Origin of the sequence: Hungatella hathewayi WAL-18680, from assembly GCF_000235505.1 — a bacterium.
Classification (GTDB): domain Bacteria; phylum Bacillota; class Clostridia; order Lachnospirales; family Lachnospiraceae; genus Hungatella_A; species Hungatella_A hathewayi_A.
Genome location: NZ_JH379028.1, coordinates 137,721 through 149,308, shown reverse-complemented (window position 1 = coordinate 149,308; position 11,588 = coordinate 137,721). Strand labels below are relative to the sequence as shown.

The 11,588-nt window shown below is 55.7% G+C and carries 9 protein-coding genes; all 9 read right to left on the bottom strand.

From position 1 onward, the window contains the following. Positions 1 to 3: 3 nt before the first annotated feature. Complete coding sequence (gene modB / locus HMPREF9473_RS16580) at positions 4 to 717, bottom strand: molybdate ABC transporter permease subunit (protein ID WP_006781320.1); 714 nt, start codon at positions 715 to 717, stop codon at positions 4 to 6. A 41-nt stretch (positions 718 to 758) separates the two neighbouring features. Continuing rightward, on the bottom strand, positions 759 to 1,652 hold the full coding sequence (gene modA / locus HMPREF9473_RS16575) for a molybdate ABC transporter substrate-binding protein (protein WP_006781319.1): 894 nt from the start codon (positions 1,650 to 1,652) through the stop codon (positions 759 to 761). Positions 1,653 to 1,663: 11 nt separating this feature from the next. Further along, positions 1,664 to 2,461: a selenium-dependent molybdenum cofactor biosynthesis protein YqeB gene (gene yqeB, locus HMPREF9473_RS16570; protein WP_006781318.1), complete on the bottom strand. Its 798-nt coding sequence runs from the start codon at positions 2,459 to 2,461 to the stop codon at positions 1,664 to 1,666. Positions 2,462 to 2,527: 66 nt separating this feature from the next. Further along, complete coding sequence (locus HMPREF9473_RS16565) at positions 2,528 to 3,016, bottom strand: MogA/MoaB family molybdenum cofactor biosynthesis protein (protein ID WP_006781317.1); 489 nt, start codon at positions 3,014 to 3,016, stop codon at positions 2,528 to 2,530. An 18-nt stretch (positions 3,017 to 3,034) separates the two neighbouring features. Next, positions 3,035 to 3,544 carry a cyclic pyranopterin monophosphate synthase MoaC gene (moaC, locus tag HMPREF9473_RS16560; RefSeq protein ID WP_006781316.1) on the bottom strand — a complete coding sequence of 170 codons (510 nt, stop codon included), beginning with the start codon at positions 3,542 to 3,544 and terminating at the stop codon, positions 3,035 to 3,037. 1 nt (position 3,545) lies between these two features. Further along, positions 3,546 to 4,583: a molybdopterin-binding protein gene (locus tag HMPREF9473_RS16555; RefSeq protein WP_006781315.1), complete on the bottom strand. Its 1,038-nt coding sequence runs from the start codon at positions 4,581 to 4,583 to the stop codon at positions 3,546 to 3,548. A 150-nt stretch (positions 4,584 to 4,733) separates the two neighbouring features. Continuing rightward, complete coding sequence (locus tag HMPREF9473_RS16550) at positions 4,734 to 5,096, bottom strand: winged helix-turn-helix domain-containing protein (protein WP_006781314.1); 363 nt, start codon at positions 5,094 to 5,096, stop codon at positions 4,734 to 4,736. A gap of 200 nt (positions 5,097 to 5,296) precedes the next feature. Continuing rightward, positions 5,297 to 10,498: an S-layer homology domain-containing protein gene (locus HMPREF9473_RS16545; protein WP_006781313.1), complete on the bottom strand. Its 5,202-nt coding sequence runs from the start codon at positions 10,496 to 10,498 to the stop codon at positions 5,297 to 5,299. Positions 10,499 to 10,556: 58 nt separating this feature from the next. Then, positions 10,557 to 11,543 (bottom strand): response regulator, encoded by a 987-nt coding sequence (locus HMPREF9473_RS26400; RefSeq protein WP_006781312.1) that lies wholly within the window; start codon positions 11,541 to 11,543, stop codon positions 10,557 to 10,559. Between the last annotated feature and the right edge of the window lie 45 nt (positions 11,544 to 11,588).

Genomic DNA, 11,588 nt, shown 5'->3' with positions numbered 1-11,588 from the left:
CTTCTATCCTTTTATCCCTGCCTTGATCCTGTCTTTGGTCCTGTTTTTTGCCACATCTCTTGTTCTGTCTCTTCCCACGTAGTTCATGCCCACCACAATCAGAAAGGAGACGGCCACAATGACGGCCACATATTTTCCCGCCTGAGTCATATTGTTGGCGGCTACCTCCGAATAGATGGCAAGCGGCAGGGTTCTCGTTTTCCCGGCAATGTTGCCGGCTATCATGGCTGTGGCGCCGAATTCTCCCAGTCCCCTTGCAAATGCAACCACGCCGCCGGAGAGAATCCCCGGTCTTGCCACAGGAAATACAATCTTCCAGAAGATGGTTTCCTCGGACAGCCCAAGGGTTCTCGCAGCATGTATCAGGTCTTCCTCCACCTGCTCCAGGGCGCCTCTTGCCGAGCGGTACATGAGCGGCAGGGAAATGACCACCGCCGCCAGTACCGTGGCCTGCCAGGTGAACACGATTTTATAGCTGAACAGTTTATTCAGCAATAGGCCGATAGGACGTTTCACTCCAAACAGATACAGCAGGAAGAATCCGGCTACCGTCGGTGGAAGCACCAGCGGCAGGGTCAGGATTCCGTCCAGAATCATTTTCCAGCGCTCGGATTTCATGGACACCACGGCTCTGGCCAGCCAGATTCCTAAAAAAAAGGTGATGACGATGGAGACTGATGCCGTTTTGATTGAGATGATAATTGGTGATAAATCCATAGTTATTCTCCTGCTCTTTTACATCCGGTCCTCATTGCCGTTTAGTTGGCGGTAAAGCCATACTTTTCAAAGACTACAATTGCCTCGTCGCTCTGCAAAAATTCCACGAATTTCTGGGCGGCATCTTTTTTCTCGGAGGCGGTTACTACGCCGACCGGATAAATCACTTTTTTGCTCAGACTGCCTTCCGGGGCCTCCGCCACTACTTTCACATGTTCGTTGGTGGCCGCGTCGGTGGCGTAGACGATACCTGCGTCAGCGCTGCCCTCCGCTACCCAGTTGAGCACTTCCGTCACGTTGGTGCCGAGACTGGCCTTTGCTTCCACCTGGTCCCACAGGCCCAGCGTCGTCAGCGCTTCCTTGGCGTACTGGCCGGCAGGAACACTCTCCGGGTCACCGATGGCGATGGTCTCACCTTTTATGATGTCTTCAAAAGATTTGATGTCACTGTCGCTGCCTGCACTTGTAATCAGGACAATCTTGTTTTCCAGCAGTTCCACGATGGAATCCGCGTCTACCATATTTTCCTCTTTCAGGGCATTCATCTGCTTCATGGCTGCTGACATGAATACGTCGGCCTCCAGACCTTCCTCAATCTGGGTCTGAAGTTTGCCGGAGCTGTCAAAGGTTCCCTCCACTTTGATGCCCGGGTTGGCGGCCTCAAACATGGGGATCAGCTCGTCCTCGTAGGAATATTTCAGACTGGCGGCCGCGGCAACCAGAATCGTAGTCTCCTCTGTGGGATCGGTGACGGCCGTGGCTCCGGTTGTCTCGGTATCTTTGGTTTTTTCGGCATCTGCTTCGTCCAGGGCGGTTGTTGTCTGTGCCGCTGTGGTTCCCGCGTCCGTTCCTGCAGAATCAGCGCCTTTACCGCCGCATCCGGCTAATGTCAGTACCATGGCTCCTGCCAGGCATAATGCTGTTGTTTTTCTCATTTTTCTCTCCTCTAGATATGCCATATCAATTTTGTATGGCTTAATATCGCTTCCAACACGCCTCCTCCGATGGCGGACGCCTTGTCGGACACAGTGAAACAGCTTTCCACCACGCCTCTCGGGTCCACGTCACCGGATTTCATTCCCTTGCAGACTGCCACACCGTCCTGTAACAGCCCTCTTACCACGCCGCCCACTTCTGCATATATCGGCGTTTCCCCCGCTTTGCCAACCAGCTGCCCTTTCTCCACCAGGTCCCCGATGGAAACGCAGCCGGTGAAGATTCCGTCCGCACTGGCCCGTATAATCCGCTCCTTATCGTAACCGCCTATCATCCCCGGCACTCCGGTATTGGGCACCGCACTGCCATCCCAGATACACCGTCCCAGGTTATGACCCCGCTTCGTCTCCACCACGCAGTGGCAGTCCACGCCTGCCGTAAATCCCGGTCCCACGCCAATCACTGTCTGGACATCCCCAATGGCAGTTCCAAGATTCTTCTTGGCAATGATGGCGTCCACAATCACCTCCGGCTTCCAGGTGTTCCGGATATCTCCCCGGTCATCCACCACAACCGCAATCCGGCCGGCCCTGACTGCCTCCTGAATCTCCTCCTGATTCTGGCACAGTACCCCCGTGGTATCCTCCACCACCGCCGTCCCTTCATAGACTGCCGGTGAAAATGCCACCGTTCTGCGCACCGTCGTCGGCACGGCGATATCCGTCATCACAAGATCAAATCCACAGCGGTGCAGACGCAGCGCAATCCCGGACGCTAAATCGCCCGCTCCCTTTATCAGAACTCTCATATTGATAGTTTCCTTTCCCCTTTTTCATTTTTGTTTCCACACACCCATGGCAAGACAGGAATTCCATCACCTGGCGCACTCTCCGTCACGTCCAGTGAGGATATCAAGACCGTGGGGTAATGTATCCAGCAGATATTCCAGACTTTCCTTCACCGCCTTTGGGCTGCCCGGAAGATTCACAATCAAAGTCCTCTTACGAATCACACTGGCCGCCCTGCTAAGCATCGCCCGCTTTGTGATAGTCATGCTGTAAGCCCGCAAGCCTTCCGCAATCCCGGGAACATTTCTGTCCCCAACCTCCATCGTCACTTCCGGCGTATTGTCCCTGGGAGAAAAACCGGTTCCGCCTGTAGTGAGGACCAAATCGCATTTGACATCATCGCACAGGCGCAGAAGTTCCGCCTTCAACATTTCCGGCTCATCTGGAACGATGGTGTAACTGGCGATATGATACAACTGCCCATCCAGCAACGATTCTATCATGGGGCCGCTCTTATCTTCCCGCTCTCCCGCCGCGCCTTTATCACTCACGGTGACAATTCCCACCTCATACATACTGCCACTCTCCTTTTATCACTCTTTCTCACCCGTTCCCGGTCTCGAAGTTTTTCTTTCATATAATCCACTTTTCCCGCCGTGTTTTTTCAACAGGCACACATCCGAGATCACCATCCCCTTATCCATGGCCTTGCACATGTCATAGATCGTCAGCAATGCAATCTGGACCCCGGTCAATGCCTCCATCTCTACCCCCGTCTTCCCGTGGGTTTTCACCGTGCAGACAGCTTCCACCGCGCACCGCTCCTCGTGCAGTACAAATTCCACCGCGCATTTTGTCAACATCAGCACATGGCACAACGGTATCAGTTCCGACGTTTTCTTCGCGCCCATAATCCCGGCCACCCGTGCCACGCCCAGTACATCGCCCTTTTTGGCGGTGCCGTTCACAATGGCCTGATAGACCTCCGGGCTGACGGTGATGAATCCGTGGGCCACGGCAATCCTGTCCGTCTCCTGCTTGCCTCCCACATCCACCATCCAGGCATTTCCCTGTTCATCAAAATGTGTCAGCTTCTCTCCCATATCACCACCCCTTTCCAAATCCACAGTTGGGATAATGACAGACCTCACAGTTCATACACAGTCCGCCTCTGCCCAGCCGGTACAGTTCCTCGACGGTCACCATATCGTCCGCCATCAGCCGCGGCAGCACCAAATCAAATATCGTCCGCTTCGCATACATGACACAGCCCGGAAGTCCGGCCACCGCTCTGGGTTTCTCCCCCTCTTTTTCATAGTAGGACAGCAGGAACATGGCTCCCGGCAGCACCGGAGCACCGTATGATACCACACGGACACCGCTGTTTCGGATGGCAAGAGGCGTCTTGTCGTCCGGGTCCACACTCATGCCGCCGCTTACCAGAACCATGTCGGCCCCCTGTTCCAGCCAGTGCCGGATGGCCTCCGTCGTCATTTCCGGATTGTCATCCGTAATGGTCTGCCCCAGTATCTCCGCGCCAAACTCCTTTACCTTCTCCATCAGAACCGGTCCAAAAGCATCCTCAATTCTGCCGTGGTAAACCTCGCTTCCCGTCGTGACAATGGCTGCTTTTTTCTTCTGGTACGGCAGAATCGTAAAAATTGGTCGTCCGCCGCAGATGCGTTTTGCCTCCTCCATCCGCTCTTTTTTAATCACCAGCGGTATTACTCTCGTTCCGCAGATTTTGTCTCCCTTTTTCACCGGCATATTGGGATGCAGGGTGGCTATCATCATATCGCCCAATCCATTCACCCCGTCCAGAAGCTCCGTGTCAATTTTTAACAGTCCGTCAACCTCCGCCCGCAGCTCTATCTTGCCTTCCTTGGCCTGGCTCCGACTCATATGCTCATTCATACACAGCGAGCACAAAATCTCCGCCGCCTCATCCTCATGATACATGGTATCGTCCTTCTCCCATATGTACAGATGCTCTTTCCCTATGGACAAAAGCACCGGAATATCCTCCTCCGTCACCACATGCCCCTTGCGGAACCTGGCGTCCTTCATCACCCCCGGTATAATCTGCGTCAAATCATGACACAACACCTGCCCAACCGCATCCTCTGTCCGAACCTCTCTCATATCCTTCTCCCTCGCTTTTCACAATTTATGTTTACTCAATCTTCCTCGTTATTCTCACTCAAGAATAACCATTGTATTTTTTTAGCTCACAGTTCATACCTGTGGGCTTCCCAATCTTTCTATCACTATCTTCAACTGTAAATCGATCCCCTATTTCCTATCCTCCCCCGCTCCAAAATACCTCTCAAACACTTCGTCCGCCTTCTGCTGCACCTCCGCCTCAAATCGAAGATACCGCTCCAGAAAATCCTTCCCCTTCTCCGTCAGGACCGTCTTCCCGCCGCTCTCGCCGCCGCTGCTTCCCTCCATCAGAGCAAATCCCAGGTCCGCCTCCGCCGCCTTCACAATCTTCCACGCCTTGGAGTAGGCCATCCCCATCTCCTTGCATGCCGCCGACAGAGAACCTTTCTCCTCCACCAGCCTCATAAGCGTAGACACCCCCGGTCCAAAACTCCGCTCCGTCCGGTACACCCTGAGCCGCATATGGTACTTCCACACCTCACCCGTCTCCATGTCACACCTCTTTTCATAGACTGACCGTACTGTCTATCAGTTTACCATATTCCACCAGAGAACTCAAGGCCAAAAACGTCCCCTGACATCGCACCGAAGCAATGAAAGAGGACGTACAAAATATAAATGCATCTATAATGGTCAGCCGCCGCTGCCTAATGGTAACCGGCGGCTTTCCAATATATTGTTATGTTGTGTGATTAAGAATTCCTGGCACCATCCGAGCCCACCTCATAATCATCTATTTTGGTATTGACAGCCATTGATCCGTCCTTATAGAAGTAGTACCATTTGCCATTTATCTGTTTCCAGCCATCGTACTGCATCAGGCCGGTTTGGTCAAGATAATACCACTTTCCGCCAAGCTGTTTCCAACCAATGACAGGCTTTCCGTTCTCATAATAAAACCACTGGCCGGAATCATTCTGTCTCCAGCCCTGGGCCGTGGCCGGATCGATGATAACCTCTACGAATCGGTGAAGCAGCGCTGAAACCTCGGCACGTGTTGCTCCTGCCTGCGGGTCAAACTGATTTCCAGCCTTGCCTTTTATGACACCGGCCCGCTGCATAGCCGTGACTTCCTTTGTGGCCCACGCACTGATTTGGCTGCTGTCTGTAAATGTTGTCCCAGCAAGCGCAGTCGGAATGGAATATCCCATCTGTCCGGCATAACCGGACATAATGACTGCCATCAACTCCCGCGTTACCGGCTCATCCGGGCTGAATAAGCCTTCGCCCGTTCCTTTCACAATATTTTTCTGTACTGCCCATTCAACATATGGAGCATAGTAAGCATCTGCTTTTACGTCAGTAAAGCTGCGTGCTGCATAGGTTTCCGGATTGACGCCCGCCAGACGTCCCAGGGCGGTGACGAACATGCCCCGCGTCATGTTGGCATCCGGAGAGAACCTGCCGCCTCCCGTACTGGCTAGCAGGCCGCGCGCTGCCACAAACTCAATATCTGCTTTGGCCCAATGCTCTGCAATGTCGACAAACACCGGTGCCGATGCTTTATAAGCCACACCGTAAATAGAGAAGTGGGGAACATCCGCCAAAACCCTGCCGTTGTTGCAGCTGGATTTATCCAGCCATGTTACGGTCCCGGAGCCGTCCACATAAACCATGAAAAGGTTTCCCATCACTTCATTTGCTGCCGTTGTACTATTCATGGCGATGGAGGACGAACCTGCGGGGAAATTCACCTTTAACGGGACGTTATTCCCCTTGTCATCTTTATAGCTGATTGTAAAGTCATAGGCCAGATGTGAGCCAATCAGAGCCGCCGCTCCCGGAAACGCCTGTAAATCTGTCGGACTCGCCGTAAAGATGATACTGCCTGCCGTGGCCGGAACCACTGCTAAAACAGCTTTCAGTGCCGCTGGTTCAAGGATCATGCTTACCGTATCGCAATTCATAGTCAGACTCTTGCTGGAATCAGCCAGCCGCTGTAAATCGTAACGGGTAATACTTTGATTGATTCTGTCGCCTGTTATTTTGTAACTGTCTTTTGAACTGACAGCGCCGGAAGACGAACCACCCTCGTTGCTGCCTGAATAACGAGACTCGACAACTAGCATGGCGGCATCCGAGATAACATTGCCTGCATCGTTACGTACAACGCAACGGTATTTCCAGCCATTCATCGCGGACGTGGTCTGCCCCGTGGTGTAGCTGGCCGACGTGCCGCCTGTACCTTCGCTCACATCGCCCCATGTCGTGCCTCCATCCTTGTTCACCTGCCACTGATAGGAAAGATGCTTGCTGCCGGATGCGTTTACCGCAAAAACGGCGGTCTGGCCCTCTTGGACGTTTTGATTCCCTGGCTGCACAATAATCTGTGGCGCTTCGCCCACAGGGGTCTTCGTCGTCACCGTAAAGTCCACCTGGACCTTTGCAAATGCCACATCGCCCATCGACACCACGACGGTGGCGGTATGGGGCCCCACAGAGAGCCCCGCGGCGGGCTGAATGGTGAAGGTTGCCTCGTTGCCAGACACGATGTTCAGACTTGTGGGAGAGACCACAAAGTCAGTGGTGGAAATGGAAATGGTCAGCACACCCGTGGGCTGGTTACCGGTATTCTTGACCGTGACCGTCAGCGCCTCGGGTACCGCGGCGCCCTCCTCTGCTTCGGCAAACGTATGGCTGGGCGGGGTGACGGAAAGCCGGTGGAAGGTCCCGCCGGTGGGTTCATTGCCCGTGAAGGTCCCCAAACAGAGGATGGTGCCGTTGTTGATGATGGTGCCGTTGTTGTGAAGCGTGCCGCGGATTGTCAGAGTCACGCCCGCACCGATGGTAAGGGTCTTACCCTCTGGGATGGTGAGCGTACAGCCTGTGGGGATCTCCGTATCATGAGACAGGGTGACGTCGCCGTACAGGCTGCCCTTCATGTTCGTGTCCACCGCTCCCTCTAAAATGACGCCGCTGTTTTTCTTTGGCAGGGCGCCTGCGGTGGCGGCCAAAGGCCCATCTCCAATCGGCTCCTTACCGGCGGCAAACACCACCGCGTTGCCCTCGATTGTAATGTTTTCCGCTTTACCATACCGGCCGCCGCCGATGCCCGCGGCCGCCCAGTCCGATCCGTTGGCTTTCACCCAGGCATTGCCGGAGACCAGGATCGTCCCACTGTTGCCATTACTGCCGCCGCCAATGCCTGCACCGGTGATGCCGCCCGTCGCTTCTACCTGAGCGTCCCCCTGGATGGTGATGCTACCGCCGCTTCCGTCATCACCACCGCCGCCGATACCGCTGCCGTCATTGCCGCCCGTTGCCCTGACCCGAGCGTTTTCCTCGATGATGATCTCACCGCCGATGCCGCCATATGCGCTACCGCCTCCGCCACCGATGCCGCTACCCCCGAGACCGCTGGCGCCGCCGACAACTTTGCCGCCCACGGCCTCGACAAACGCACTTCCTGAGAGGGTGATCTTTCCGCCGGTGCCACCAGCGTGGAAACTATTCGCGTCACCACCTGCGCCGCCGATGCCGGCGCTACCGCCGGTGTCATTGTTGCCGTTACCGCCCACCGCCGTCAGGCGGCCGTTGCCTTTGATGGTCAATTCCGCAGATTCCGGAACTTCCAGTCCCGCGCGGCCTAAGCCGCTTTTCAAACTGTTCTCGGAATTCCCGGCCAGCGTAACCTCAACAACAGCGTTGTTGGAGATGGAGAAGGCGCAGGCTTTTGCGATTCCGCTGACGTCTATGTTCACGCCGCCCAGGGTGATATACACATCAGTCAGGCCTTCCTTCACCACGATACGGTTCGTGGTGGGAACACTCGGGTTCTGGTTTTGAATGGTATAGCTGCCGGCCTTCGTGATGGTGACCACACCGTCCGAGAAAGTGTAGCCGAAGTCTCCCGCCGCTACGGTATCGATATTGATGACCGCGTTGGGCAGTATTTCCTGACCGCTCTCGTCATACTGTGCGCTGTTTCCGTCCTTGTCTATGACTGTACAATTTTTATAGTCCGTTGTGGCATTGGTGTCGGCGCCATACAGCGTGAGGACCGCGCCTTCTGAAGCCGTGAGGCTGCCGTTGTCGGCAGCTCCGAGTCCGCCGCCGATGCTGGCGCTGAGGAACCCAGCCGCATCCACATGGCCGCCGATGATTTTGACGGTTCCGCCGTTGCCGCCAGTAATACCTCCCCCTCCGCCGATGCCAGTACCAGTGTCACGCTGTGATTTCTTTATCGCCTTGACAACGGTGTCTTCCCCAGAGATCTCAATATTGCCACCGTTGCCGCCGGTGGAACCTCCATATCCGCCGCCGATGCTCGCGCCGCTTGCCGCCATTGCCGTCACTTGGCCTCCGGTAATTTTAATGTTGCCGCCGTTACCGCCGGTGGCGCCTCCATATCCGCCGCCGATGCCGGCGCCATTGTCACCGGTCGCCGTTACCTGGCCACGGGTGATTGTTATAGTGCCCGCTGATTCGCCGTTGCCGCTGGCAAGGCCCCTTGCCCCAATGCCTGCGCCTAAAGTCTGGGATTCGGCGGAAAGGGAGGATTGGGCGTCCACCCCGGACAGCGTAAGACTATGGGTGGACGGGACGTGAATGGCGGGGGTTCGGGCGGTGTCACCCTTGACCTTCAGGCTGCTCGTTCCGGCAAATTGCAGCGTACTGCCGCTGGCCAGGAAAATGACGCCGTCCGTCACGGTGGTGGGCGTAAAGCTGACCGTCAGGTTCTTGATGGTAAGCGTCACCGCCTCGTCTGAGCGCAGCAGCAGGTTGGTGAGCGGCGTTTCCGCACCCAACGTGCTCTCGATGGTGATGTTCTTATTAGGGACAGTCAGTGTGTATTCAGAGATCGAAGCGCCAGCCGCCGTGTTGATCCGCACGACCGCGTTCTGCGACGCGGTGTCGTTCAACCAGGTTTGCAGCCCGTCCCAGTCCGCCTGGGCGTCAATGGTGTAGAGGGAAGAATCCACCAATCCTAAAAATGCAGCATCAGTTCCCACTATCACGGTAACATGTGGAATCTCTACATCAGGCGCGATAACATATCCTTCCGGCAGAACCGCCGTAAAGGTGTAGTCTCCGGTAAAAGGCCAGTTGCCGTCCTCATCCTTCTGGTAGTCTGGACAGAGCCAGTCAGCGATGTCAATGACAGCTTGTTCTTCTTCCGCTTGCAGCTCTGCCTGGATCTGTGTAGGCAGCATGGAAACCACAGTTTCATAGTCTGCCTGGTTATCCTTGCTAACGGTAAGCAGGGGCAGTACGCCCTCATTCAGATTCTCATCGTCCACAAAGGTCCAGTTGATAATGGTGAGAAGCAATGCATTCTCCGTCTCACAACTGCCCTCATGCCCATCCAGGAGGATACAGCCCTCGGTCTTGGTACAGGGGACTGGTTTCTCCGGCTGGGTTTCCCCCGGATTTTCTATGACTATCTCGCCAACCATTACTGTGATCTGCGGCAGCTCCACACCACTGGAAAGGATGTAGCCGTCCACGTTCGCCGTAAACACATAACGGTCTGCTGTGTCCCCGTCATAGGCTGGACTGCTCTCCCAGGTCACGGGAATCTGTTCCTTTGAAGTCGTGACGATGGTGGTTGTTTCTTCGTTATCACCTGTGTTGTTGCCTGACACGCTGCTTTTGGCGTCACTGGGGCTGGCCGTGGATACGTCGTCATCTTCCGTTATATCCTCATCAGGGATAATCGTATCTTCCGTCACATGATACACGGTTGCTGTCAGTTCTTCTGGCAAGTCCAGTTCAGACTCCAATGTCCCCACCGGAACAGTCTGGTTTGCCACACCACTGTCCAGCGCTGCGAAGGATTGGATCGCTCCGTCCTCCGGCACGGCGGTTTCCGCCATTGCCACCGCTGGAAGCTGTGTCACTACCAGCGCGACGGACAGAAGCATCGCCCACAATCGTTTTTTCTGTCTAAGCATTTCTTTACCTCCTCTTGGATTCATACGAACTATTTTTGAAAGCTGCCTTCAACTGCCTTTACTCCGACTCCGTGGGCTTGGACTGCGATACAGCGGCTGCCACGGCATCCTGCAGCTCAGTGATGCGATAGGGCTTCGTCAGGTAGGCCGCGCCGCCCGCCTCCAGCCCCTCCCGCTTGAGCGAGAGTTCGGCGTGGCCGGTGAGGAAGACCACTGGGATGTCCGAGGTCTCCCGCAGCTTCTGGCAGAAAGCGATCCCGTCGCCGTCCGGCAGGTCCACATCCAGCACCATGGCATCCGGAGCGGTCTTTTCCAGCAGCTCACTCGCCTCCCGTAGTGTGGAGGCGGTGAGCAATTCATAGCCCTCCGACTTTAACACACGCTGGTTGATTTGCAGGATCTCCTTGCTGTCGTCCACCAGCAGGACCTTTTTCCCTTTGAATCGCATGGCGTCGGATTCCTGCGGGCAAGGCAGCCGCTTCATGCGGAGCTTTTTCAGTTCCCTCTGGCTCACCAACCCGGAGATGAAATTGGACAGCACCCCGAACAGCACGGAGATATGTTCCAGCTTCTCCGCCGGTGGGTTGTCCGCCCCCAGTAAACCGTGCATCTGCCCCTCGGTTAGCAGGGGGCTGAGGACAATGGAGCGGATGCCCTGGGGAATCAGGAACTCGTAGAGCAGCGGTTCCTCACACCGGATGGTCTCAATATCCTCCAGAATGATTTGCCCGCCGCTGGCGAGCTCCTGGTACCAGGGTTCCAGATCCTTTTTCTCCACATAGGGAAGCTGATCGATCCCGGAGGAGATTCCGGCCCTGAGCCATTCATAAGTGTTGCTGATGTGCAGGCGGTCCATTTCCTCAAACACGTAGACCCGGTCGCACCCCAGCCTCTCGCCCAGGTGCCGCAGGACGTCCCACAGCGCCGTCTCGGTGTCGGGGGCCGCGTGGATGCGCGCCAGACATTCCCCAGCCAGCGTCTCGTTTTGCAGCGCCAGCTCCCGCCGGCGCCACTCCTGCTCCGTGATACTTCCATTGAGTTTCATGTGCCATTCCTCCTTTCGCTCTTTTCCCGCCGAGAGGATCAAGCG

Bases quoted from the DNA above. Each gene is read 5' to 3' on its own strand.
- modA (WP_006781319.1), bottom strand. From the start codon at position 1,652: ATGAGAAAAACAACAGCATTATGCCTGGCAGGAGCCATGGTACTGACA.
- yqeB (WP_006781318.1), bottom strand. From the start codon at position 2,461: ATGAGAGTTCTGATAAAGGGAGCGGGCGATTTAGCGTCCGGGATTGCG.
- HMPREF9473_RS16545 (WP_006781313.1), bottom strand. From the start codon at position 10,498: ATGCTTAGACAGAAAAAACGATTGTGGGCGATGCTTCTGTCCGTCGCG.
- modB (WP_006781320.1), bottom strand. From the start codon at position 717: ATGGATTTATCACCAATTATCATCTCAATCAAAACGGCATCAGTCTCC.
- HMPREF9473_RS16550 (WP_006781314.1), bottom strand. From the start codon at position 5,096: ATGGAGACGGGTGAGGTGTGGAAGTACCATATGCGGCTCAGGGTGTAC.
- HMPREF9473_RS16555 (WP_006781315.1), bottom strand. From the start codon at position 4,583: ATGAGAGAGGTTCGGACAGAGGATGCGGTTGGGCAGGTGTTGTGTCAT.
- HMPREF9473_RS26400 (WP_006781312.1), bottom strand. From the start codon at position 11,543: ATGAAACTCAATGGAAGTATCACGGAGCAGGAGTGGCGCCGGCGGGAG.
- moaC (WP_006781316.1), bottom strand. From the start codon at position 3,544: ATGGGAGAGAAGCTGACACATTTTGATGAACAGGGAAATGCCTGGATG.
- HMPREF9473_RS16565 (WP_006781317.1), bottom strand. From the start codon at position 3,016: ATGTATGAGGTGGGAATTGTCACCGTGAGTGATAAAGGCGCGGCGGGA.